The sequence below is a fragment of the Nitrosomonas supralitoralis genome (assembly GCF_003011925.2).
Lineage (GTDB): Bacteria > Pseudomonadota > Gammaproteobacteria > Burkholderiales > Nitrosomonadaceae > Nitrosomonas > Nitrosomonas supralitoralis.
The window spans coordinates 1-24,558 of the sequence record NZ_PXXU01000038.1 but is presented as its reverse complement, the minus strand read 5'-3'; the positions used below and the strand labels follow the sequence as shown (position 1 = coordinate 24,558).

The 24,558-nt window shown below is 45.8% G+C and carries 19 protein-coding genes and 1 pseudogene; 11 read left to right on the top strand and 9 right to left on the bottom strand.

Annotated features, from left to right (window positions below):
• Window positions 1-24: 24 nt before the first annotated feature.
• The 4 genes from C7H79_RS11975 (at window position 25) to C7H79_RS11960 (ending at window position 4,644) form a co-directional block, all read left to right on the top strand.
• Entirely contained in the window at window positions 25-1,194 is a 1,170-nt protein-coding gene (locus tag C7H79_RS11975) for a ribonucleotide-diphosphate reductase subunit beta (RefSeq protein WP_106707490.1), read from the top strand.
• A gap of 92 nt (window positions 1,195-1,286) precedes the next feature.
• Window positions 1,287-1,856: a hypothetical protein gene (locus C7H79_RS11970; protein ID WP_106707489.1), complete on the top strand. Its 570-nt coding sequence runs from the start codon at window positions 1,287-1,289 to the stop codon at window positions 1,854-1,856.
• 39 nt (window positions 1,857-1,895) lie between these two features.
• Window positions 1,896-3,281 (top strand): class II fumarate hydratase, encoded by a 1,386-nt coding sequence (gene fumC, locus C7H79_RS11965; protein WP_106707488.1) that lies wholly within the window; start codon window positions 1,896-1,898, stop codon window positions 3,279-3,281.
• A 34-nt stretch (window positions 3,282-3,315) separates the two neighbouring features.
• The gene (locus tag C7H79_RS11960) at window positions 3,316-4,644 is read left to right on the top strand and encodes an MFS transporter (RefSeq protein WP_106707487.1); all 1,329 of its coding nucleotides are present in this window, start codon (window positions 3,316-3,318) and stop codon (window positions 4,642-4,644) included.
• 190 nt (window positions 4,645-4,834) lie between these two features.
• Here C7H79_RS11960 and C7H79_RS18005 read toward each other — a convergent pair whose 3' ends face one another.
• From C7H79_RS18005 to C7H79_RS11920, 9 genes are all read right to left on the bottom strand, one after another.
• A complete protein-coding gene (locus C7H79_RS18005; protein WP_172592431.1) occupies window positions 4,835-4,993 on the bottom strand; it encodes a hypothetical protein in 159 nt (52 codons plus the stop codon).
• 228 nt (window positions 4,994-5,221) lie between these two features.
• On the bottom strand, window positions 5,222-6,445 hold the full coding sequence (locus C7H79_RS11955; RefSeq protein WP_106707486.1) for an ABC transporter permease: 1,224 nt from the start codon (window positions 6,443-6,445) through the stop codon (window positions 5,222-5,224).
• Window positions 6,446-6,448: 3 nt separating this feature from the next.
• Entirely contained in the window at window positions 6,449-7,207 is a 759-nt protein-coding gene (locus C7H79_RS11950) for an ABC transporter ATP-binding protein (RefSeq protein WP_106707485.1), read from the bottom strand.
• Window positions 7,207-8,352 carry an efflux RND transporter periplasmic adaptor subunit gene (locus C7H79_RS11945; protein WP_106707484.1) on the bottom strand — a complete coding sequence of 382 codons (1,146 nt, stop codon included), beginning with the start codon at window positions 8,350-8,352 and terminating at the stop codon, window positions 7,207-7,209. Before C7H79_RS11945 ends, C7H79_RS11950 begins: the two co-directional genes overlap by 1 nt.
• 99 nt (window positions 8,353-8,451) lie before the next feature.
• On the bottom strand, window positions 8,452-9,966 hold the full coding sequence (locus tag C7H79_RS11940) for a M48 family metalloprotease (protein ID WP_106707483.1): 1,515 nt from the start codon (window positions 9,964-9,966) through the stop codon (window positions 8,452-8,454).
• A 125-nt stretch (window positions 9,967-10,091) separates the two neighbouring features.
• Window positions 10,092-11,729, bottom strand: coding sequence for an NAD+ synthase (locus C7H79_RS11935; protein WP_106707482.1), 1,638 nt, complete (start codon window positions 11,727-11,729; stop codon window positions 10,092-10,094).
• 25 nt (window positions 11,730-11,754) lie between these two features.
• On the bottom strand, window positions 11,755-13,131 hold the full coding sequence (locus C7H79_RS11930) for a phosphomannomutase/phosphoglucomutase (protein ID WP_106707502.1): 1,377 nt from the start codon (window positions 13,129-13,131) through the stop codon (window positions 11,755-11,757).
• Window positions 13,132-13,238: 107 nt separating this feature from the next.
• On the bottom strand, window positions 13,239-13,442 hold the full coding sequence (locus C7H79_RS11925; RefSeq protein WP_106707481.1) for a zinc-finger domain-containing protein: 204 nt from the start codon (window positions 13,440-13,442) through the stop codon (window positions 13,239-13,241).
• Window positions 13,443-13,463: 21 nt separating this feature from the next.
• A complete protein-coding gene (locus tag C7H79_RS11920) occupies window positions 13,464-14,387 on the bottom strand; it encodes a branched-chain amino acid transaminase (protein ID WP_106707480.1) in 924 nt (307 codons plus the stop codon).
• A gap of 116 nt (window positions 14,388-14,503) precedes the next feature.
• Here C7H79_RS11920 and C7H79_RS19270 point away from each other — a divergent pair, with 116 nt between their 5' ends.
• From C7H79_RS19270 to C7H79_RS11890, 7 genes and pseudogenes are all read left to right on the top strand, one after another.
• Window positions 14,504-14,638, top strand: a complete 135-nt coding sequence (locus C7H79_RS19270) for a hypothetical protein (RefSeq protein ID WP_258577642.1) — start codon at window positions 14,504-14,506, stop codon at window positions 14,636-14,638.
• 396 nt (window positions 14,639-15,034) lie between these two features.
• Window positions 15,035-18,925, top strand: a complete 3,891-nt coding sequence (locus C7H79_RS11915) for a beta strand repeat-containing protein (RefSeq protein WP_106707479.1) — start codon at window positions 15,035-15,037, stop codon at window positions 18,923-18,925.
• Window positions 18,926-19,061: 136 nt separating this feature from the next.
• Window positions 19,062-20,120, top strand: a complete 1,059-nt coding sequence (locus C7H79_RS11910) for a TIGR03032 family protein (protein WP_106707478.1) — start codon at window positions 19,062-19,064, stop codon at window positions 20,118-20,120.
• Window positions 20,121-21,487: 1,367 nt separating this feature from the next.
• A complete protein-coding gene (locus C7H79_RS11905; RefSeq protein WP_242447269.1) occupies window positions 21,488-22,690 on the top strand; it encodes a SulP family inorganic anion transporter in 1,203 nt (400 codons plus the stop codon).
• 86 nt (window positions 22,691-22,776) lie between these two features.
• On the top strand, window positions 22,777-23,181 hold the full coding sequence (locus C7H79_RS11900; protein ID WP_106707476.1) for a universal stress protein: 405 nt from the start codon (window positions 22,777-22,779) through the stop codon (window positions 23,179-23,181).
• A 57-nt stretch (window positions 23,182-23,238) separates the two neighbouring features.
• Window positions 23,239-23,454: a hypothetical protein gene (locus C7H79_RS11895; protein ID WP_106707475.1), complete on the top strand. Its 216-nt coding sequence runs from the start codon at window positions 23,239-23,241 to the stop codon at window positions 23,452-23,454.
• A gap of 663 nt (window positions 23,455-24,117) precedes the next feature.
• A pseudogene (locus tag C7H79_RS11890) lies at window positions 24,118-24,558 on the top strand (glycoside hydrolase); the annotation flags it as partial.

Below are 24,558 nucleotides of genomic sequence, written 5' to 3'. Positions count from 1 at the left end.
AACATCAGGAAAAAGGAGCCCATTATGCTGACATTTGAAGACGAATCAATTAAAGCTGCAATGCCATCTATCTCAGGCTTGGATGCGCAACCGCAAGCACTGTTCCAGGAACCTCGCGCTGTCGCTGCGGCAGCAAGTGATGTCACGGGTGAACAAGCCATTGCTGGCAGCGCCAACCGCCGCATCTCGGTTGAAGACAAGCAAATCATTAATTGCAATGCGGACGTGAATCAACTGGTGCCATTCAAATACAAATGGGCCTGGGATAAATATCTCGGAGCCTGCGCGAATCACTGGATGCCGCAAGAAATCAATATGAGCCGGGATATTGCGTTATGGAGAGATCCCAACGGCCTGACCGAAGACGAACGCCGCCTGGTCAAGCGTAACCTGGGTTTCTTTGTTACCGCGGATTCGTTGGCGGCGAACAATATCGTGCTGGGGACGTACCGCCACATCACCAATCCCGAGTGTCGCCAATATTTGCTGCGTCAGGCATTCGAAGAAGCCATTCACACCCACGCGTATCAATACATCGTTGAATCACTGGGCTTGGATGAAGGTGAAATCTTTAATGCTTATCATGAAGTATCCTCGATTCGCGACAAAGACGAGTTTCTGATTCCGTTTATCGACACGCTGACGAATCCACACTTTAAGACCGGCACGTTGGAAACGGATCAACAGTTGCTCAGAAGCCTGATTGTGTTTGCCTGCATCATGGAAGGTCTGTTCTTTTATGTGGGCTTTACGCAGATTCTGGCGCTCGGTCGGCAAAATAAAATGACCGGTTCGGCCGAGCAGTATCAATACATTTTGCGCGATGAATCGATGCACTGTAACTTTGGCATTGATGTGATCAACCAGATCAAAATGGAGAACCCGCATCTGTGGACCAAAGCATTCCGCGAAGAAATTGCCGCATTAATGCAAAAGGCCGTAGCCTTGGAATACCGTTATGCGGAAGACACCATGCCGCGTGGCGTATTGGGCATGAATGCGCCGATGTTCAAGGAATATCTGCGCTACATCGCCAACCGCCGCTGCCAGCAGATCGGTCTGGACGCGCTGTATCCGAATGCCAATAATCCGTTCCCATGGATGTCGGAAATGATGGATCTGAAAAAAGAAAAGAATTTCTTTGAAACGCGCGTGACCGAGTATCAAACGGGTGGTGCGTTGAGTTGGGATTGATTAGCGCAGCAGCCGATCCAATCGTTTATGCGACATTTTTTGTCGTATGTATTACGTTGGGTGTCATATCGTTACGTTGAGAGGAGAAGTAGATGATTGAATTGGTGATCAATAATAAAGAGTGGATATTCTCGGGAGTTGGAGTTCCTGTCTTGGGAGCATTAATATTTTGGATTCGAAATTTCGGTCAGAGAAAGTCCCAAGGCTTGCCATTAACTCAGATTGAACAACCTCGTTCTTTCAGGGTTATACCTCAGGAAATACCGGTTAGTGTTCCAATTGCCATGGAGCGAATTTCACCTGTAACTCACAATGAGATTCAAACTTCTATTGAGTCAGCACCGCCGCTTCAGCGAGAGGCTATTGCTCAACGATATATAGGGCAACGGATTGAATGGGATACAGAATTTTCCAGTGCCAAGCAACAAGACAGCTTAGTGCGACTACAACTCAGATCAATGCCGGAGCCAGATGCAGAATATTCGCTTCCATTATACGTGTGGTGCAGCGTCAAGCTTGATGATTATCGCGAACTCGCCGTGCTCCCTGAAAAAACGCATATACGCATTAATGGTGCAATTACAGATGTAGATGTATTATCAAGTTCGGTTAGACTCGATAACGCAAGATTAATTTTTCCATCATTGAAAAATGTGGCCTAACAACGCATTCCACAATTAGTTTTGGCGAGGTGAATACCCATGAAAACCCGTGAAGAACGCGACACCATGGGCGTGGTCGAAGTGCCCGCAGAAGCGCTGTGGGGCGCGCAAACGCAGCGCTCATTGCAAAATTTCAAGATTTCCGGCGAGCGCATGCCGGTGGCGCTGATTCATGCATTAGCCAGGGTCAAGCGCGCTGCCGCCAAGGTCAATCACGATCTGGGTTTGCTCGATGCCGCCAGCGCTGCGGCGATCATTGAGGCTGCCGACGAGGTAATCGCGGGTCATTTCGACGATCAGTTTCCGCTGGTGGTGTGGCAGACCGGCTCCGGCACGCAGACCAACATGAACATCAACGAGGTGCTGGCGAACCGGGCTTCGGAAATTCTCGGCGGCGGGCGCGGTGACAAACGGATCGTGCATCCGAATGATGATGTCAATAAAGGCCAATCGTCCAACGATGTGTTCCCGACCGCGATGCATGTGGCTGCGATGCGGGAATTACGCCATCATCTGATTCCCGCGATCGAGGTGCTGCGTAAAACCCTCGCAAACAAAGCACAAGCCTTCAGCTGTATTGTTAAAGTCGGCCGCACGCACTTGCAAGATGCGACGCCGCTGACACTGGGGCAGGAATTTTCCGGCTATGTTGCGCAATTGGATCATAATTTGAAACATGTGCATGCATCGCTGGTGCATTTATGTGAACTGGCGCTGGGTGGAACAGCTGTAGGCACGGGGCTCAACGCGCATCCGGAATTTGCCGAACGAGTCGCTGCTGAATTATCCCGTTTGACCAGCCTTGCTTTCATTACCGCGCCCAATAAATTTGAAGCTTTGGCCAGCAACGATGCATTGGTGCATGCACATGGCGCATTGAAGACACTTGCCGCCTCATTGATGAAAATTGCCAATGATATCCGCTGGCTGGCTTCCGGGCCACGCTGCGGCATCGGCGAATTGCGCATCCCTGAGAACGAACCCGGAAGTTCCATCATGCCGGGAAAAGTCAATCCGACTCAATCGGAAGCTATGACGATGGTGTGCTGCCAGGTGATGGGAAATGATGTCGCAGTCAACATGGGCGGTGCGATGGGTAATTTTGAATTGAATGTGATGAAGCCGCTGATCATTCATAATTTCCTGCAGAGCGTGCGATTACTGGCGGATGCAATGATCAGCTTCAATGATCATTGTGCAGTCGGTATCGAAGCCAATCTGGAACGCATCGATATGCTGATGCATAACTCGTTGATGCTGGTGACCGCGTTGAATCCGCATATCGGCTACGACAAGGCCGCAGAGATTGCAAAAAAAGCACATCGTGAAGGTACCACCCTGAAGGCTGCTGCGATTGCTACCGGTTATGTGACGGCGGAACAATTCGATACTTGGGTGGTGCCGGAAACAATGACAGGCAAATAAGGCAGTTGCATCTTTTTACTGATTCTCTTTTACTATGGCCTTGAATCCGAATAATTTCGATCCAGCCACGCGGCGTGAGCTTTTTGCGTGGTGCATGTACGATTTTGCCAATTCAGGCTATACCACAGTTATTCTGACTGCCATTTTCAATGCCTACTTTGTCGGCGTTATCGCTGCAGAGCGCGGAAGCGGAGACGCGACACTGCTTTGGTCGATTACCATGGCGGCTGCCAATATGCTGGTACTGCTGAGCGCGCCGGTCGTAGGAGCGATCGCAGATTATTCCGGTGCCAAGAAGCGGTTTTTGACGGTTACGACGATCGGTTGTGTCGTGTTTACCGCGTTATTGTATTTTGCCGGCCCCGGTGATGTCACTTTGGCCGTGGTACTGGTGATTCTGGCGACTTTCATGTTTGCCAGCGGTGAAAATCTGATTGCGGCATTTCTACCGGAAATCAGCACGCCGCAAACGATGGGGCGGCTTTCGGGCTATGGCTGGGCGTTGGGTTATTTCGGCGGCCTGCTGTCATTGGCGCTGTGTTTGGCCTATGTGACGTATGCGGAGAAGCAAGGATTGGAAGCTGCGGAATATGTTCCGGTCACCAATTTAATTGTCGCACTATTATTTGGCATTGCGGCATTGCCCACCTTGTTCTGGTTGCGCGAGCGGGTGGACGTATCCGAATCTTTTGATAGCACACATTTGATCCGTGCAGGATTCAGGCGTTTAGGCGATACCTTGCGCCACGCACGCTTACATACTGATTTATTCCGTTTTTTGCTGTCATTGACGGTTTACTATGCCGGCATATACATTGTTATTGTGTTAGCGGCGGTGTACGCACAGGAAGTGATGGGGTTCAAGACGCAAGACACTATTATATTGATTATGGTGGTCAATGTGACGGCTGCCATCGGTGCCTTTTTGTTCGGCCACTTGCAGGATCGCATCGGTTCAAGTCGATGCATTGCCATCACATTGTTGATCTGGATTGCGGCGATTGTCTGCGCTTATTTTGCCACCGATGAGTGGTTATTCTGGGTCGCGGCCAATTTGATCGGTACTGCGCTCGGCGGTGCACAATCAGCAGGGCGAGCCTTGGTTGGACAGTTCACACCAGCCGGACGGCAAGGGGAATTTTTCGGACTGTGGGGCTTGGCAACAAAATTATCGGCGATCATTGGTCCGCTTACGTATGGCGGCATGGTCTATATCTTCGAAGGAGATCACCGCATTGCGTTACTCAGTACCTTGGTGTTCTTTATCGTGGGTTTGATGCTGCTGGCAACGGTGAATGAGTCAAGAGGGCGTAAATTAGCTTATCTGCAAATAGATAAAGCTTCCGGGATCTACTCAAGATGACCTGATGTGAAAGTTGGCGGTATGTGTTCCAGAGAAGGCTGGATTAACGCTGAGAAAAACTAGATTCGTTATTCTTTCGACTGGTTTTTTTAAAGGCTGTAGGAACAACGAATTGATCCTACAGTTTTTAAGTCAATTAAATCACATTGAACAATAATCAATGTCGATAATGCTTTTTAAAGTGACTAATTTAATCAGCTGGAAGCTCATTGCGACCTTCAGCCGGCTTGCCTTCATGTGTTGTGCCGTAACCTTCAGACTTCGCGCTTTCTGGAACCGTAGGTTTACCACCGCAAGCTATCAGTGCCAATGCAAATATTGTTGCTACAAAAAATTTTAGAAGTTTCATTCAGTTAATACTCTCTTAATAAATTAATAATTGCTAGATTTGTGAACTTGTCACAGCAAGACTATAGCATGATACGCGCGATTCTACTCTGGAAAACTGTTAATAAATTGAATTAAATAATGGTTTCGATCTGTCTATGTCAAATAAATATCATGATAATCAGGATCATAACATTACCTGTCATGCCGATGTTCCTATCGGTGAGAAGCGAATCGTTATACCAGCAATTTATTCGTATCGAAGCGCATCGACGGGTTTAAGTGATGCCGCTTTTCGCGCGGGATAAAAGCCGAAGAAGATGCCGACTGCAGAAGAAAATAGAAACGCCAAACCAATCATGCCCAGAGTAATAACAATCAACATATCGGCAACCTGACTGACCAGCCAGGCGCCGCCAATACCTATTAGCAAGCCGATTAAACCGCCCATGATGCAAATCATCATCGCTTCCAATAAAAATTGCGTAAGAATTGCGCGTTGATTGGCGCCAATCGCCATGCGAATGCCGATTTCGCGGGTGCGCTCTGTCACGGATACCAGCATAATGTTCATGATGCCGATTCCGCCGACCAATAAAGAAACCGACGCGATTGCGCCGAGCACAATGGACATGATCTTGGCGGCATCGGTTGCGACATCGGCGATGGCGGTTAGATTGCGAACCGTGAAGTCATTATCCTTGCCATTTGGGATGCGGTGGCGCTGACGCAGTAATTGTGTAATTTCAATTTCGGCGAGATCCATTTCTTCTGCTGATGCGCCTTGTACCAGCATATAACGGATAGATCCGGGAAACTGATTGCCGGTGATTTGCCGTTCACTGGTGGAGATGGGTACGAAAACGTTATCGTCCTGATCCCGGCCAGTGAGGCTTTGACCTTTGGCCATTAACACACCGACAACCAGAAACGGGCGGTTGGTGATGCGTACGGTTTTTCCCACCGGCTCTTCATCACCGAACAGGCTTTTTGCCGTGATCGATCCCAAAACAACGACCCGCGCAGCCGACCGCACCTCGGATTCGGTAAATGCGGTTCCGGATTCCATGGTCCAGTTACCGACATCAAAATACTCCGGTGTGGTACCGGTAATGAGGGTGCTCCAGTTCTTGGCGGCGTAATTGAGTTGCACCGTTCCGCTCGTCACTGGCGCAGTTGACCGGACTGATGTGAGTTCCGCAATGGCATTCGCATCATTGATGGTCAAAGTTCTGACGCTGCCGCTGCCAAAACTGAAGCCGCCGGAAGACGTGGCGCCAGGCACTACGAGCAGCAGGTTGCTGCCCATCGAGGCGATGGTTTCATTGATTTTAGTGCGCGCGCCCTGACCAATCGATAACATGAGCACGACAGCGGCTACGCCTATGATCATGCCCAGCATGGTTAGCCCTGTGCGCAGACGGTTTTGCCGTAAGGCACGCAATGCCTCGCCAAATATCGCCGATAGATTCATAAATTAACAAGTCTCATGCAAGGCTGTTGCTTCGGTATTGTTTTTGTCAATGGTCACGTGCCCATCCTTCAAGTGGATTAAACGTCTCGCGTAAGCCGCAACATCATCTTCGTGCGTGACCAACACGATGGTGATCCCCTGATCTCGGTTAAGCTGCTCAAATAACTGCATAATATCATTGCTGGTTTGTGTGTCCAGATTGCCGGTCGGTTCGTCAGCTAAAATCAGCGAGGGATGATTGATCAAAGCGCGACTGATTGCGACCCGTTGTTGCTGACCGCCGGAAAGCTGGTTGGGTTGATGCATGGCATAATCTTCCAGGCCGGTATGGCGCAGGAATTCCAATGCTTGCTGGCGACTCCTGGAGCGACTGATGCCGGCGTAGAGCAACGGTGTCGCCACATTATCTAGAGCTGTCATGCGTTTGAGCAAATTGAATCCCTGAAATACAAAACCGATACTTTGATTACGAATTTGCGCCAATTCATTACTGGAAAGTGCTGCAACGTTCCGGCCGGATAACCAGTATGAGCCGCTGGTCGGCGTATCCAGACAGCCGAGTATGTTCATCAGAGTGGATTTACCCGACCCCGAATGCCCCATAATGGCGACAAATTCACCTTGATGAATGGTTAAATTGATATTGTATAAAACATGAGTTGTGATGATTTGACCATGGGCATCCTGCAAACTGTAGCTTTTGCAAAGCTGTTCTAAATGAATAAGAGACTGGGCAGAATGCGTGGTCGGAATCGAAGACATCAAAAGACTCTTAATTTGAACTTGCTTTCAGATTCTTTTTTATCGGCTACTTCACTGAGGATCACCTTATCTCCGGCTTTAATTTCGTCGCCGCTAATTTCAGTGAAATTGCCATCCGTAATTCCAGTGGCGACGGTAACTGGAGCAGGGCGGTTTGCCGTAAGTAGATATACCGTCGGCTGTTGCGGCGATTTGGTCATTTTTCCGCTTTCACCGGATTCCGTGTCTTTGGGTTGAAATCTTAAAGCTGCATTGGGGACGCGCAGCACGTCGTTTCGCTGTTTTACGACAAAATGAATGTTGGCAGTCATTCCAGGTAACAGCGCGCCATCATCATTTTCAACCATAGCCACGACGTTATAAGTGACGACGTTTTCCTGAATGGTTGGATTGAGCCGCACTTGCTTGACTGTACCGGAAAATTTTCGTTGCTGATAGGCATCGACAGTGAAATTTATCAACTGGCCGATATGCAACTGCCCGATATCGGCTTCGGCAACACTGATGTTAATTTGCATTTGCCGCAAGTCTTTGGCGATTTGGAATAAAATCGGCGTTTGAAAATTGGCGGCTACAGTTTGGCCAATGTCGACATCCCGTGCGATAACGACGCCTGATATCGGTGAGCGAATCACGCTGTAGTTGAGATTGGCCTGATCGCGCTCAACCTGAGCCTGGTTGATTGCCAGTTGCGCGCGTGCGGCTTCGGTTTCCTGTGCAATGATTTCTAATGCTTCAGTTGAAACAAATTCTTTTTCTTTCAATATTTGTTGGCGTTTTAATTTGTTCTCGGTAATTCTTAACGCGACCTGTGCATTAAGAAGATTTGCTTTGGACTGCCGCAACTGAGCGCGTAATATGACGGGATCCAGTTCAGCCAGAATTTGTCCGGTTTCTACCTGATCATTAAAATCCGCATACAATTTAGCCACCGTGCCGGAAACCTGCGTACCCACATTAACAAGAACGACAGGAGTAAGCGTGCCATTGGCGGAGATGGTTTGCATAATATCGCCGCGCTCAACAGCGCGGGTTTTATATTTGCTCGCTAAGGATTCTTTTGTATCGCTACCATACCAATAGGCAGCAGCAATTGTAATCAGTATCAAAACAATGATAATTTTTGGAGTGCTAACAGTAGCCATTTGATAGGTTTAATTAAATTCAATTGGGCCGCGCGATTAAAAGAAACAAGGTGCTTGGGTATGTGCGGCGAATATAGGGTTGGAAACTTTTTGAGCTTTTTATTTCTCCGCTTTATCCGCTTCTTCCCTGAGTATCTGTACGTGTTTCAGACGTGCTTCTACGCTGGAGAGCTGGTAAAAATTGCCATTGCTGTTTTGTAGCGCGGTTTTCAGTTGATCGACAGCGCCCGCGTAGTGTCCTTTTAACAGAAAAGACTCAGCGAGTGCGCGATGCTTGAGCATTTTATCACCTAATAGCTCGTAACATTGAGCTTGAAGGTTAAACAATTGCGGATCATTTTGTATCAGTTGTAATTGCCGGGTTATGAATTCAAGCGCCGCCTCGATTTGTTCGTTCTCAATTAACCCCTGTGCATAGCCATGGATCAGTGCCCGATATTGTGGATAAATTTTTAGTGCCGTTTTATAGACATTGAAAGCCTCGGTTGTTTCCCCGTTGGCCAGTTTAACCCGAGCTGAGAGGGTTTCTATCATTGCGTCGGCGATAATACCTTTAGATTCCACACGCACAGTTTTTCCCAATCGATGATTCGTCAGCATGGGTGCGATTGAATCGCTCTGCAAGACTTGATACAAGAGTCCCCACTCTATGTTGGCTTGTTTGTATTTTTTGGCGCGCAATAATGCATGGATATAACCATAACGTTCAACCGCCTCATTGGCATAGCGTTTCTCGGCTATGCGCGTTTTGAATTGCAGCACGGCATCGCGTGCATTTCCCTGCAATGCACGTAACTTAGCGCGTACCAGCAAAAAATCGAGACTGTCAGGAACCTGTCGATAGGGCAATTCACGTGTTCGATTCTGAATATCCGCGATGCGCTCGTAGGTGATCGGATGTGTGCGCAGGTATGAAGGCGCACCATTTTCATGAAAACGTCCGGCTCGTTGCAAGCGTTCAAAGAAAGCCGCCATCCCTTGTGGGTCAAATCCTGCATCTAATAAAATGCTTAAACCAATTCGATCCGCTTCTTTTTCGTGGTTACGGGTGAAATCCAGTTTTGATTGGATCATGCTGGCTTGTGTGGCAACCAATACTGCCTGACTGGCCTGTCCGTCAGCACGTGAGGCGACTATGGCGACTGCCAGCGCTGCCAGATATTTGACCAGATCGTATTTTTGCGCAGCGATCATACGCGCCAGATGTTTTTGCGTGACATGCGCAATTTCATGCGACATCACGGCGGCTAACTCGGATTCGCTTTGCGCGGCGATAATCAGGCCGCTATTGAATCCCATGAAACCACCCGGCAAAGCAAATGCGTTAATTGCTGGGTTATCAAGCGCAAAAAACTCAAACAATTGATTTGCATTGGCTTCATTTGAATTGGCGATTAATTTATGGCCCAGATTCTCAAGATAGCTGGCGATTTCGGGATCATCCATATAACTCGGATCGGCACGAATCTGACGCATGATTCTCAGGCCTAGCTGCCGCTCCTGAAGCGGTGTGATGGAAGCCTGCGACACGTCGCCTAACTCTGGCAATTCATGTGCAATAATATGGGCAGGAAACCAGATCAATAACGCAATTATCAGACAAGCTAATTTCATGATAATAGGATATCTATTTGTTTTTCGAGTTCCGTTAACAGGCTTCCAAGCCCACCACTGGGCACGAGTACTGCGCGCTCAGGAACACGATGCCCGCATCATTGCTCCGCGTTTTGTCATCCCTGTTAATGCTCACTCATCAGCGGAGTTGCCCAGGCTTTATAATGCGACCCAATCGGATAACGCCAAGCCGTGCCAAAATCACAGCGGGTGATGCGAATGCCGGGAGGAGACTGGCGTCGTTTGTATTCGTTCATATGAATTAATTGGATGACTTTGGTGACATCGGCCTGGTCGTAATGCAATGCAATGATTTCAGCCGGCGTAAGATTCTTCTCGACATACGCTTCGATGATACCATCCAAAATTTCATACGCGGGCAAGTTATCCTGATCTGTTTGATTGAGGCGCAATTCGGCAGTTGGTGCGCGCCGGATGATGCGTTCTGGGATTACACGCTGGATTTGATTCCGGTATTCGCATAACTGATAAACCAGAGTTTTACTGACATCCTTTAATACTGCAAAGCCGCCCGCCATGTCACCATACAGAGTGCAGTAACCAACCGCCAGTTCCGATTTGTTGCCCGTAGTCAGAACCATTGCCCCGGTATAATTTGATAATGCCATTAATAGCGTGCCGCGGATGCGTGCCTGAATATTTTCTGGCATGGTATTAAAATCAGCCGGGTCCAATGAAATCTGAAAATCCTTGGCAATTTTCTTCAGATATAAATCAAATAGCGGTTCTATGCTGCATTCAATATGTTTAATTTTTAATAATTCAGCCATTTCATTGGCATCTTCCAGACTTATGCCAGCGGTATATTGCGATGGCATCATGACTGTTTTGATCTGGTCTGCGCCTAATGCATCGAACGCAATCGCGAGTGCGAGCGCTGAGTCTACGCCTCCGGAAAGCCCCAGTAACACACCGGGGAAACCGTTTTTATGCACATAATCCCGAACGCCTAAGCATAAGGCTTGATAGACGCTGGCGACAGGCGATTGTGCCGGCATTAATTTACCTGTTACGGGTTGCTTGTTCTGAATTTCAATCAATCCAATAGTTTCAGCAAATTCCTCCAGTTGGTGCGTAAGTTCGCCTTGTCCATTCATGACAAATGATGCGCCATCAAAAACCAGTTCATCCTGTCCACCGACCAGGTTGGTATGAATTACTGCGATGCCTGTATGCTTGATGAATTGGTGTGTGGCTTGATACCGGGATACTTGCTTGTTGATATGATAAGCCGAAGCATTGAGAACTAATACGATATCCAGGTGAGTGTAATCGACTTCAGCGGGCAGATGCCCGAGCCAGAAATCGGCACAAATATCAATGCCGAATCTGATGCCTTCCAATTCGAATATGTATGGCTGAGTGCCGGCATCAAAATAATAAGATTCGTTGAAGAAAGGTGATTTATTGAGAATCCTTTTGTGATAGGTATGAAGAATTTCACCGTTGCGAATGACCGAAGCCGCATTGTAAAGCTTGTCTTCGTCGAAACTGGGGTGACCTACGATCAAGGTGATGTTGCCGATCGTTTTTGCCAGTTCTGTCAGGACATGCTGGCACAGTTGGCAAAATGTTTCACGCAGCAGCAAATCCGCAGGGGGATAACCGGATAAAGCCAATTCGGGCGTTATGATCAGTGTTGCACCCGCTTGTTCGGCTTGCTTCACCGCAGCCAGTATTTTTGCTGCATTTCCTGTGATATCTCCTACCGTGCAATTAATCTGAGCAATGGCAATGTACATGGTTTTGCCGGTATATTATTGCAAACTAGAAGGGTAGTTGAGCATCCGGTTTAACTTGTAGAATATTGTGGCGAAAATCATCCTGGATACGCTTTAGCGCGATTTCATTGTCTGCTTCAAAACGCAGGACAATAACAGGCGTAGTATTGGAAGCGCGAGCCAGGCCAAATCCGTCACTGTATTCGACCCGTAATCCATCAATAGTAATCACTTGTTGCGGGTTGTTGAAAGTTGCTTGTTGCTGCAACTGTGCTATCAATGCATGGTTCTCACCCTCAGCCGTACGTACTTGTATTTCCGGTGTGTTCAGGCTGTCGGGAAGATTATTCAACGTGGCGTTGATATCCGTTTCACGGCTCATCAACTCCAGCAACCGTGCGCCGGCATATAAACCGTCGTCAAAACCATACCAGCGCTCCTTGAAAAACAAATGCCCGCTCATTTCTCCGGCCAGCAGGGCCTTTTCTTCAATCAGTTTGGCTTTGATAAAAGAATGTCCGGTTTTCCACATGATAGGAGTACCACCGTGCTGGCTAATCCAGGGTGCCAGATTCCGGGTGCATTTAACATCAAAAATAATTTTTCCGCCTGGGTTTCTTGATAAAACGTCTGCGGCAAACAGCATCAGCTGGCGATCGGCATTTATGATATTGCCATTCTTTGTTACGATGCCAAGCCGGTCGCCATCGCCGTCAAAAGCCAATCCGATTTCAGCATCGGTGGTTTTCAACGCATGAATAACGTCTTTGAGGTTTTCGGGCACAGACGGATCAGGATGATGATTGGGGAAAGAACCATCCACGTCGCAGAACAATTCAGTAACCTGGCAACCCAAGCCGCGATACAACGCAGGTGCAAATGCCCCCGCCACGCCATTGCCGCAATCCACAACGATTTTGAGCGGACGACTCAATTTGATATCCTGGGTAATGCGCTCTAGATAGGCATTGACAATATTCTGTTCGGAGTAGTTGCCGGTGCCGTGAGTCAGATCATTATTCTCGATGCGTAGACGTAAGGCTTGAATGGTTTCTGCTGCCAGCGTTTGGCCACCCAGTACAATTTTGAAGCCATTATAATCAGGCGGGTTATGGCTGCCAGTCACCATCACGCCGGAATACTGGCATAATTGATGTGCCGCAAAATAGAGCATGGGCGTCGCAACCATGCCGACATCCACAACATCGGTCCCACTGTTGCGAATGCCGCGCGCAAGTGCCTGGGATAGTTCGGTACCTGATAATCTGCCATCGCGCCCGATTGCAATCGCGCTCAAATTCCTCGCGCGTGCCTCAGAGCCAATGGCATGGCCGATTTTTTCGACATTCTCTGCGGTGATGGTTTGGCCAACAATGCCGCGGATATCATAAGCTTTAAAAATTCCATGAGGAATGGTTTGCATCATTTAATAAATCCGAAAAAGGAGTGGTTAATACAACGTGGCAAATCGGTATTGATCTCGTTACAATTTTTTGTCAGAACGCAAGTTTCCTCATAAATCAGCGGATTTCAATGATGGCCTGGTGCAGCGCCACCTTTCAGGGTGTAATGAGTGCCACAGTATGGGCAAAGTGCCTCACCGGTGGCTTCTATCGGGAGGAAAACCCGCGGATGGGAATTCCACAACAACATCGACGGCATCGGACAATGTAGTGGCAGATCGTCAGCGGTAACTTCAATTTCACGGTCTTTATTATTGGTTTGTTGATTCATACTAGTAACTCCAATGGTGCATTATTCAATCAGGGTAAGCCAGTTGTCGTGATTTTTGGCTTTACCTTTAACACAATCAAAAAATAGCGTTTGTAACTGCGCGGTAATTGGTCCACGTTTGCCCGATCCGATAATGCGATTATCCAGTTCGCGAATCGGAGTGACTTCCGCGGCAGTACCGGTAAAAAATGCTTCATCGGCGCAATAAACTTCATCGCGTGTAATACGCTTTTCGATAACGGGTATACCCAATTCCGTAGCCAATTCAATGATGGATGCGCGCGTTATGCCTTCCAGACAGGAAGTCAGGTCGGGCGTAAAAATTTTACCTTGTTTGACGATAAAAATATTTTCTCCAGATCCTTCAGCGACGTACCCCTCGACATCCAGCAACAATGCTTCATCGTATCCGTTCATTCCGACTTCCTGATTGGCCAGGATTGAGTTGGCATAGGTGGTAACCGATTTTGCGCGACACATATTAATGTTTACATGATGCCGGGTAAACGACGATGTCTTAACGCGAATACCATTATCCAAGCTCTCGGGACCTAAATATGTGCCCCATGGCCAAGCGGCAATGGCGACATGCACGGACAATGTTTTGGCGGAAAGCCCCATTGCTTCAGCGCCATAAAAAGCGATCGGACGAATATAACCGGAGGTCAATTTGTTTTGTTTTACCACATCGCATTGCGCCTGCATGATCACTTCCTTGTCATAAGGTATTTTCATCATGAAAATATGCGCCGAATTGAACAAGCGGTCAGTGTGCTCCTGCAGGCGAAAAATTGCCGATCCGTGCGCAGTTTCATAGGCGCGCAATCCTTCAAAAACACCCAGGCCATAATGCAGCGTATGGGTTAACACATGTGTATTGGCATCGCGCCAGGGAACCATCTTCCCGTCATACCAGATTACACCATCACGGTCAGCCATTGACATTGAGGAACTCCCAATTAGATAGATTCTAAAAATCGTATATTCTAACTTAATTTGGCGTAGCGTAAAAACACTGTAATGTAATGTGATACCCGCACCCTATTGATGGATAGAAGCGAGTGTTTCTCGATGAATATTGTGTTGGGCTGAGCAGCGGTTGGGTCGATGGCGGGATTCATGGCAACTTTCATACCTATACGCAGGATGAAGCAGTGTTGATGATTGGCGTGAATGTGGCGATGGATTTTGCTTAGTTATCACTAGCGGCCAGAACCCCAGCTCAACCTGGCTCCGGCCGATTTTACGTGCAGGCAATAATGCATTCTTTCCTACTAAAACTGAGCTTTTTCCTGTCTCCAATATGATTTCTTAAAAGCTTGTTGTCAATATTGCATGTGCTGTCTAAGTTTCTGTAAAAACATATAAAATATTAAAAACCAACCCGTATTTACAGGTAGATATTTTTGTGCCACAGTACCATTTTTAGTCAGAAAATTCTTATTAAATTAACGAGATTAGGTATTCGAGGAATATTCTGCTGGCGAAGTCCACAATCATAAAGTCAGCCGGTTCAGGGCCAAGATGGCAGTGAATTACTTCCGCATTGACGGATGACCTGCAAATCACATTTTATTCTGGAGGTAGAAATAATGGCTACGCAAAGTATTAATGTGGCAGATCTTAATGGAGAGAATGGCTTTGCCCTGATTGGTGCGGAGAGGCGTGATTTTTCAGGCATCTTTGTGAGCAGTGCGGGAGACGTCAATGGAGATGGTTTTGATGATGTGATTATTAGTGACCGGTACGGTCATTCATCCAGTTCCAGCTCCAGTTACGTGGTGTTTGGCAAGGCTTCGGGATTTGATGCGGCGATGAATTTATCCAGTTTGGATGGGGCAAATGGTTTTCGTCTGGATGGAGGAACAGCAGGCGGAAATGGTGGCAGCTGGATCAGCGATGCCGGTGATATCAATGATGATGGGTTTGACGATGTGATTGTTGGTAACCTTAACGGTAATTCCAGCTACGTGGTGTTTGGCAAACAGTCGGGATTTAATGCGGCGATGAATCTGTCCGATCTGGATGGCAGCAATGGTTTTCGTTTGTCTGGCGTGTCGACCTATGATGTGGCGGGTTGGTCAGTCAGCGGTGCGGGAGACGTTAATGGTGATGGGGTCGATGATGTGATTATCAGCGCTCCTTATGGGAATTCGTACGCCGGCGCCAGCTACGTGGTATTTGGCAAAACCTCGGGATTCGATGCGACGGTGAATTTGTCCGTTCTTGATGGCAGTAATGGTTTTCGTCTGGATGGAGCGACGCGGTTAGTTAGCGGAGCAGGAGACGTGAATGGTGACGGCTTTGATGATGTAATGGTCAGCAGTGGTTTAAGACATCATATTGTGTTTGGCAAGGCCTCCGGTTTTGATGCGGCGATGAATCTGTCTGATCTCAATGGTAGCAATGGTTTTCGCCTGGATGGGGGTGCGGATCATCTTTATCAGCAGTTTTTTGCCAGCAATGCGGGAGACGTGAACGGCGATGGTTTTGGCGATCTGATTATCGGAAACGCCACGGCTGATCTGAACGGACGCGATTCCGGTTCCAGTTACGTGGTATTTGGCAAGGCTGATGGATTTGATGCGGTGATGAATCTATCCGATCTTGATGGCAAAAATGGTTTTCGCCTGGATGGCGCGACGATGGATGATCGCTCAGGCAGTTCGGTTGGCAGGGCAGGAGATGTCAATGGAGATGGTTTTGATGATTTGATTATTGGCGTGCCTTCTGCTAATCCGGATGGTTCCGTGACCGGCTCGAGTTATGTGGTATTTGGGCGCGCAACGGGATTTGACGCGGCAATGAGCCTGTCCGGGCTGGATGGCGATAATAATGGTTTTCGTATCGATGGCGCGTCATTCCAAGATGTATTAGGTCAATCGGTTAGTGGTGCGGGGGATGTGAATGGCGATGGGTTTGATGATTTGATTGTGGGTGCGCCTAATGCAAATTCAAACGGTGATGACTCCGGTTCTAGTTACGTGATATTCGGCCGCAGCGAATTTACCGGCGGCGGCGTGGATTTCCCGGCCCCGCCTGAGGTAAGGCCGACCACGACCAGTATCAATTTATCCAGTCTGGATGGTAGCAATGGTTTTCGATTGGACAGCACGGGATATTATCTGGGGGGATTTTCAATCAGCAGTGCGGGTGACATAAATGGAGATGGTTTTGATGATATGGCGATTGGCACCTCCTTCGAAAAATATTATGAAGGAAGCTACGTGGTATTTGGCAAATCATCAGGTTTTGATCCCAGCATGGATTTGAACGAATTGGACGGTAAAAATGGTTTCCGGGTTAACGTTGCTACCAATGACTCTAGTGTAGACGGTATAGGCGATATCAACGGTGATGGTTTTGATGACGTGGTTATTATTGAAGAAGTAAGAGACAATTATTATGGCAACGTCGTTGTTAACAATGCCTATGTAGTGTTTGGCAAAGCATCTGGTTTTAGCTCCAGGTTGGATTTATCCGGTCTTAACGGCAGTAATGGATTTCGTTTGGATGAAGGAACGGAGCATGAGTTTTCGGGTGTATCAATCAGTGGCGCGGGGGATGTCAATGGTGACGGTTTTGATGATTTTGTAATTGGTAATTATGCCGCCGATCCGAATGGCAATTCTTCGGGCTCCAGCTATGTGGTATTTGGCAAATCTTCAGGTTTTGATGCGACGTTGAGCATAACCGGTCTGGACGGTAGCAATGGTTTTCGTCTGGATGGGGTGGCTCAGTACGATTTCTCAGGCGGTACAGTCAGCGGTGCAGGGGACATCAACGGGGATGGTTTTGATGACGTGATGATTGGTGCTGAGGGCGCAGATCCAAATGGTTATTTATCCGGCTCCAGTTATGTTGTGTTTGGTAAAGCTAGAGGCTTTGATGCGACGATGAACTTATCCGATCTTGACGGCAACAACGGTTTTCGTTTGGATGGCGTGGCGGGAGTTGATCGTGCTGGCTTTGTCAGCACTGCGGGAGATGTCAATGGTGATGGTTTGAACGATATGCTTGTCAGTGGCCGCGATTCCGGTAGTTATGTGATATTTGGCAAAGCTGCGGGCTTTGATGCGACGATGGACTTATCCGATCTTGACGGCAGTAACGGCTTTCATCTGAGTCAAGCGGGCTTGGTTATCGCAGTGAGTTCTGCGGGAGATGTTAACGGCGATGGTTTTGATGATTTGATTATCGGCAACTCCAGAGCCGATTATTCCGGTTCCAGCTACGTAATGTTCGGCAAGGCATCTGGGTTTGATGCCGAGATAAATTTGTTCGATTTTGACAGCACTAATAGTGTTCGTCTGGATGGTGCCGTGGCAGGTGATCGATCGGGTGTGCGCGTAAGCTCTACGGGAGATGTGAATAGCGACGGCTTTGATGATTTGATGATCGCTGCTCCTGATACAGATGTGAACAACGAGAACTCCGGTTCTGTTTATGTGATTTTTGGCGCCAGCCAATTTACCGGTATTGTAACTTATGTGGGATTGCCTGAAACGGATGATGTTTTTACAGGCACTTCTGCGTCGGAGCGCTTTGATCCGAGTGATGGCAATGATTTGTTGATCGGAGGCGGCGGCGCGGATGTGATTTACGGGGGGCTCGATGATGACACTATCCGGGTACCCGATCTGACTTTCCAGTTGGTCGCAGGTGGTAGTGGGAACGATACGCTGGGTCTGGATGGCAGTGGAATAAATCTGGATTTGGCTAACTTCCAAGACAAAATTACCGGCATCGAAACCATTGACCTGGGCAGCGAAGGAGATAACACGCTGACTTTAACGTTACAGGATGTGCTCAATTTATCAAATAGTACTGATACTTTGGTAGTTAAAGGTGACACCGGTGATCGTGTGGATGGATTAAGTAGCGGTTGGGCAGATGGTGGTATCAAGGACGGCTTTCATATATTCACTCAGCTGAAAGCAGTATTGATGATCGCGGATGCTGTAAAAACAGATTTTACTAGTGGAGTGGATTTTCCCGGTACGCCGGGGGATGATGTGTTTACTGGCACTTCCGCTGCAGAAAGCTTTGAAGTAGGTAATGGCAACGACCGTATGATTGGCCGCGGTGGCGCGGATTCATTCGATGGTGGCGCTGGCAATGATTATATCCGTATATCGGATGCGAGTTTCAGGTTCGTCGATGGCGGTTCGGGAACCGACATTCTGGGATTGGCCGGCAGTGGTTTTAATCTGGATTTGAGTACCGTGCAGGGCAAGATTCACGGTATCGAGACCATCAGTTTGTATGGTGTCGGGGACAATACATTAACTTTGACTGCAGCTGAAGTATTGAACCTGTCGGATGAGACGGATACCCTGAAAATAAAGGGCAACACGGGAGATAGTGTTGTTGGGCTAAGCAACGGTTGGATTGATGGCGGTATTCACGGCAATTTTCATACCTATACGCAGGGCGATGCGGTGGTATTGGTCGGCGTGAATGTGACAACGGATTTTGCATAAACTAATGCTAAATGTCAGTCTTCTGAGGGTAGCGAATAACCTGTGCTGCTGGATGGGTTCCACGCTTTGGGCATAATCAAAATTGCGTCAGTTGTGCTAAGCTTGCCGAGGGATTTAATCAGAATCAGGATTGTTAATGGATACTAACGAGGCTGCTGCCGCACCCGCTCCAATGTTGGAAATCAGTACTTCCCGCCAAATGTTGTCCTGGTTGGCCGAGCAAAAGTTATCAATTGCTTTGACTACTTATCAGGTTGGTAAGCTGTATTTTATTGGCCTAAAGCCTGACAATGGGCTTTCGGTATTTGAACGTAGTTTTAACCGTTGCATGGGTTTGTGCGCGACGCCGAATGGTTTGTACATGAGCAGTTTGTATCAGGTGTGGCGGTTTGAAAATGTATTCGAGGTCGGGCAGCAGCAGGATGGTTTTGATCGGTTGTATGTGCCGCAAATGGGTTATACCACCGGCGATCTGGATATTCATGACATGGCAGTGGATAGCGAGGGTCGATTAGTGTTTGTGAATACGCTGTTCGGTTGTCTGGCAACACTGAGCGAAACCCATAGCTTCAAACCACTGTGGCAGCCTCATTTTATCAGTAAACTAGCAGCGGAGGATCGTTGTCATTTGAACGGTTTGGCGATGAAAGACGGACAACCGGCTTATGTCACCGCAGTAAGTCAGTCTGATGTAGTCGATGGCTGGCGTGAGCATCGCAACCATGGCGGCATAGTCATTGACGTGGAACGCAATGAGATCGTATGCAGCGGATTATCCATGCCGCATTCACCACGTTGGCACAATGGCAAGTTGTGGTTGCTTAATTCCGGAACAGGGAATTTTGGGTATGTCGATCTTGAGTCGGGACGTTTTGAATCCTTGTGCTTTTGCCCCGGCTATATGCGCGGTTTGAGCTTTCATGGCAATTTTGCTTTGGTGGGATTGTCCAAACCGCGAGAGAACAAGACCTTCAGCGGTTTGGGATTGGATGATAATCTTAAATCACGTAATGCTGAAGCGCGTTGTGGTGTCCAGGTAATCGATTTGCGCAGCGGGGATGTGGTGCATTGGTTACGAATGGAAGGCGTGGTTGAAGAGCTGTACGACGTGGTTGCATTGCCTCAGGTGCGCCGCCCCATGGCACTGGGTTTTAAAACCGATGAAATTCGTCGAGTATTGAGTATTGAGTATTGAAAGTTAGTTTGACCTGTTGTTGAGTGATCAAGAAATACTGCCTGTCTATCGCTGATACTGAGCTATCAGGTAGTTCTCAAATTTCAGTTGCAATTTCTGGGATGCTGTGCGATTGAATCAATTAGCTATAAAAAGAGTTGGTGCAATGTATTCACTATCTGATATCGATTGATCATTTTCTAGGTATGTAGTCCTTCTCCATTAATCCGAATCCGTTATTTTCCCTGTCAGTTTTTGGCTTAGCCCATGAGGATGCGAGTTTCCACACGTGGCAGTGGTAATCAAATCATCCTGGGCTGATGGTAAGAGCAATCCGATTTTTCGTTACATTCAACCAAAAGCTGAGGCAATTCTTGCCTTGAATTCACTTGATTGATTTGTACGTTTCTTATTTATGCTTATGTTTCATCTGTTTATAACAGAGCATAACAAGCCATCTGTTGTGACATTAAGTGTCTGATTGTAAATAAATATTGTACTTAATAAAGATGCGGGCTTGTTGATAGTCATAAATTATCGTTTTATCCTATAAGTAGGTGTTATTAAATAACTTGTGAAATCTATGTGAAATTAATGTGAAATTAATGTGAATAAAGTGTGAATTTTTTGTGAATAATGTATATAATGATGAAACATTGTTACTTGAAATTTTTTCCAAAGTTATCTTTAATTTTTAAAAGGGAATAATTTTATGATCTCAAATCAGATTTACCTGATCATTCTGATAATCTCCAGCATGCTGCTAATAGCAGAAATACCTAGCATAATGGCAGGTTACTTGTTGTCAGACATTATTCTTACTTTATATGTAAGTTATCTAATAAGAACCTTCTTCATGCACGTAGTAAGTACAGAAGAATCTTAGAGAAATTTCTTGCATTGTCTGCTCATTGATCTGTTATTTATAGACTTTTTCTTGCTTAATTATCCAATCTAATAGAAATACTTAGAAATCCTAAGTGATAATTTTAGTGCGCATAATTAATACCCCTGCTTAATTTAATACTTTACCCAATATACAGCGGATTGCACACGGTATTACTATTCTCTTGTGTTGTAGAAGAATAATTGTTGTTATTAACAGTATGTTTATGTGCTTGTTTATAAATACTGTAATGACAAAACAATCAACATGAATAACAAAATTTACCCTGGCAATTAAAAAATAATCCTAGTTTATTCATTACAATTTTTACAGGTTATCGCTGTATTTCAAAAGGAATTAACTTATGGCAACGCATATAGATAAAGGATTGTCAACAAACAATCGGCAACTAGAAAGTATAAATACGAATGAGTCTGGCTCTGCTGCATTTCAGGCTCAATATTTTTTCCGAGATACTGCCGCAGGTTTGATAACCGGGGCAATGGCAATTCCTTTATCGATAGGGATTGCCATTATGTCTGACTATCCCATTAAAGTAGGTTTGGCTACGGTGGTATTTGCTTCATTAATAGGATGGTTATTCGCCTGGTTTAGACCTGGCAACTATATAGGATCCCCGGGGATTGCTGCCGGTTTGGCACCCGTTCTTGCGCTCGGAGTGGCTAGTTTCGGATGGGAGAATATGGCCTTTTGCATTTTTCTAACCGCAATAATGCAGGCAGTTATATGGAAATTTAATTGGCAAAGATACTTGCTTGTAGCCGTTCCAGTATATCTTGTAGAAGGTTTGCTGGCAGGTGTGGGGTTGAAGATTTTCTTGAAGTTCTTTGAATTTACATATGAAATTCCCGTAGAAATGGTTACTGAGAATTTCTGGAATGAAGCTCGTATACAAATGGTTGCAATATCCGCTACAGGGGTTGCACTATTTCTCTTTCTTTTTTCAAAATTTAAAGATAAACAGCCTGCCATTCCTTATTTTATGCTCATCATAGGTGGCGTGGTTCTGGCGCAATTTGTAAGTGTTCCCATGATCTCTGTTGAAGACGTTGATCTTCATCTCAAATTACCATTACCTGCAGCCGATGTAACCCTAATGATGCTAGGCTATATGATCCTATTCTGCGCGATGCTGGCAATCGTTGATGTGATTGAACAAGTAATGAGTAATGCTGCGATTGAAAAAATTGATCCTCTGAAACGTAAAACTAATAGTAACAATAGTCTGCTGGCAATCTGGATTGCTAATCTTGGAGCAAGTTTCTTTCATGGTATGACAAATCTGGATGGGCTTGCTAAAAGTACAACGAATAAGCTGGCTGGTGCTATGACTAAATTCTCAGTTTTGATCGTTGGTTCCGTTGTTTGCTTCTTTACATTTAATGTTCAATATCTTGATTATCTTCCTAAATTTGCTTTAGCTGCAATCATGCTTTTTACTGGCTATAAGATGATAGCGGGATTAGTGCATGTTACGCATTATGGCTCATATGCACTGACTCTGGCGGTTATAACTGCGGGTTTGGTATTTAAGGTGGGTATCTTTGAAGGACTTCTGGCTGCGATGGCGATCCATGGCTTGATTCATTATATGGTTTATACAAAGCATGAGCAAACACCTGGCAAAGAAGTCATCAAACGATATTTCCGCAACCTTAAGAGCGACAACTCGAATTTGCAGTAAAGAAATTTAAGGTATGTCTGTAACAGTGTCTTAATCTCTAGGCACTGTTACAACAACTAATCACTTATTCTTATAAAGATTTAACAATGTACAAAAAAATCTATATTGCAATTGATGAGAGTGAATTCTCGAAACATGCTCTATCAGTAGCTACGAACATTGCTCAAGTTTTCAAAGCGTCACTATGTATTGCTCACTGCATCATTGATGACACTCAGCCTAGTCAAAAAATAGGCCTTGAAGTTTTGGAGAAAGCAAAAGCGCATATAAATGATTTATTGATTGAAACAAAACTTATCGTCGTTGAAGACCAATACGGTTTAAATGGAATCAGTATGGCGATTGCAGAATCGGCCATTGAATGGGAAGCAGATTTGCTGGTAGTGGGTACTTCTAATCGAAAAGGGCTTGATCGTTTCTTTTCTGGTTCTGTAGCAGAAGAGCTCATTAAGAAAATTGATTGTTCAATACTGTTGGTAAGAATTAAATAATTACGACTCATTTTCTTTACATAAAATATTTTATTTCATTTCATAGTAGGAGTTAATATGACAGTACAAAAATTTTTTATTATTTCTTTAATAACCACGGTGCTTTCTTTATTTGCAATGTATAGCAATGTTAAGCAGTCTGCTGTTAATGTTAATATGAACATTCCACTGAATGATGAAATTATGATGGGAATGGCTTTATTTATTACCTACTTGTTATTAAGTAGCTTATATCCAAAAAAAGCTCCAAGTAGTTTTACTAAACGAAGTTAAATCTAAATAGTTCCAGACTGATTATCAAAAGGTGGATTTAAAAAAATTATAGACTGGTAACTGGTGCACATTGCTAGTCTATAGTTGAAGGAATCGTCGGTATTTGCATTACTTTCCTTGGTAGCTGTTTTCTTCATTTATGCAGTACTGGCACAGACTAGAGTCTGCAGTTTTATTTGTAGTAGCCACCCCTTGATCTGACAATCACACCTGATATTTCTGTGGATATTCATGCAATATTCTCTCAGATACTATCAGCACGCAAGTAATTCTTGAACAAAATCCACATAAATAGTTTTGCTTATCTCATTTTCCGTGTAAATCAGCAAGATGTTGATAAATAATGCAATCTGCTGGGTATTGCGAAGAATCGGCATTTTTTACTCAGCAGCATTCAAAAATTATCTGATTCGGGATTGCTGGCATTATTTTTCAGAATGATGCTTAGCTGTAAGGTGCTCAGGAATTTCTCCAGTCAGATATAAAAACTACCAGATCACAGAGATTGCATGAGAAAAAACTCATAGGAGGTGATTATATGTAATCAAAACGTAAATGGTTTTCATTTGCAGGCTGTATCAAGCGAATTAGAGAAACTTTTAAAGCAAGTATCAAATATTAAGCAATACAACAATTTTCACGAACTCATCAAAGGAAATATACATGAATAGTAAGAATTTCATGAAATTGAGAATTATCTTACCCACTATGAATCAACGGATAAATGGCATATCCATCGCAATATTATTTGTACTATGCACGATGCTTGCTCCGTTAGGAGTAGGACAAGCAGCGCCAATACCGCCTCAAAGCACAGGAGTAAAATGGCATCCAGGGCACTATTACACAATTCAAAATTGGGCTAATGATGATCCGATCTACATGGCAAAAGTTTACAAAGAACTAAAAGCAACACCTGCTTTGCGTGGAATGCAAATGCGCTTCTTATGGGGTTGGATAGAGAAATCACAGGGCGTATATGATTTCTCTATTATCGATAAACATCTTGCCAAACTGACTGCCATGAACAAACGCCTGGTTATTCAAGTACAAACAAAATCTTTTGATGATGACTGGAAGCTTATACCAGATTATTTAAAGGCG

What these genes read in the sequence shown, in the direction of transcription:
- C7H79_RS11975 (WP_106707490.1), top strand. Translation starts at nt 25, where the DNA reads ATGCTGACATTTGAAGACGAATCAATTAAAGCTGCAATGCCATCTATC.
- C7H79_RS11970 (WP_106707489.1), top strand. Translation starts at nt 1,287, where the DNA reads ATGATTGAATTGGTGATCAATAATAAAGAGTGGATATTCTCGGGAGTT.
- fumC (WP_106707488.1), top strand. Translation starts at nt 1,896, where the DNA reads ATGAAAACCCGTGAAGAACGCGACACCATGGGCGTGGTCGAAGTGCCC.
- C7H79_RS11960 (WP_106707487.1), top strand. Translation starts at nt 3,316, where the DNA reads ATGGCCTTGAATCCGAATAATTTCGATCCAGCCACGCGGCGTGAGCTT.
- C7H79_RS18005 (WP_172592431.1), bottom strand. Translation starts at nt 4,993, where the DNA reads ATGAAACTTCTAAAATTTTTTGTAGCAACAATATTTGCATTGGCACTG.
- C7H79_RS11955 (WP_106707486.1), bottom strand. Translation starts at nt 6,445, where the DNA reads ATGAATCTATCGGCGATATTTGGCGAGGCATTGCGTGCCTTACGGCAA.
- C7H79_RS11950 (WP_106707485.1), bottom strand. Translation starts at nt 7,207, where the DNA reads ATGTCTTCGATTCCGACCACGCATTCTGCCCAGTCTCTTATTCATTTA.
- C7H79_RS11945 (WP_106707484.1), bottom strand. Translation starts at nt 8,352, where the DNA reads ATGGCTACTGTTAGCACTCCAAAAATTATCATTGTTTTGATACTGATT.
- C7H79_RS11940 (WP_106707483.1), bottom strand. Translation starts at nt 9,966, where the DNA reads ATGAAATTAGCTTGTCTGATAATTGCGTTATTGATCTGGTTTCCTGCC.
- C7H79_RS11935 (WP_106707482.1), bottom strand. Translation starts at nt 11,729, where the DNA reads ATGTACATTGCCATTGCTCAGATTAATTGCACGGTAGGAGATATCACA.
- C7H79_RS11930 (WP_106707502.1), bottom strand. Translation starts at nt 13,131, where the DNA reads ATGCAAACCATTCCTCATGGAATTTTTAAAGCTTATGATATCCGCGGC.
- C7H79_RS11925 (WP_106707481.1), bottom strand. Translation starts at nt 13,442, where the DNA reads ATGAATCAACAAACCAATAATAAAGACCGTGAAATTGAAGTTACCGCT.
- C7H79_RS11920 (WP_106707480.1), bottom strand. Translation starts at nt 14,387, where the DNA reads ATGTCAATGGCTGACCGTGATGGTGTAATCTGGTATGACGGGAAGATG.
- C7H79_RS11915 (WP_106707479.1), top strand. Translation starts at nt 15,035, where the DNA reads ATGGCTACGCAAAGTATTAATGTGGCAGATCTTAATGGAGAGAATGGC.
- C7H79_RS11910 (WP_106707478.1), top strand. Translation starts at nt 19,062, where the DNA reads ATGGATACTAACGAGGCTGCTGCCGCACCCGCTCCAATGTTGGAAATC.
- C7H79_RS11905 (WP_242447269.1), top strand. Translation starts at nt 21,488, where the DNA reads ATGGCAATTCCTTTATCGATAGGGATTGCCATTATGTCTGACTATCCC.
- C7H79_RS11900 (WP_106707476.1), top strand. Translation starts at nt 22,777, where the DNA reads ATGTACAAAAAAATCTATATTGCAATTGATGAGAGTGAATTCTCGAAA.
- C7H79_RS11895 (WP_106707475.1), top strand. Translation starts at nt 23,239, where the DNA reads ATGACAGTACAAAAATTTTTTATTATTTCTTTAATAACCACGGTGCTT.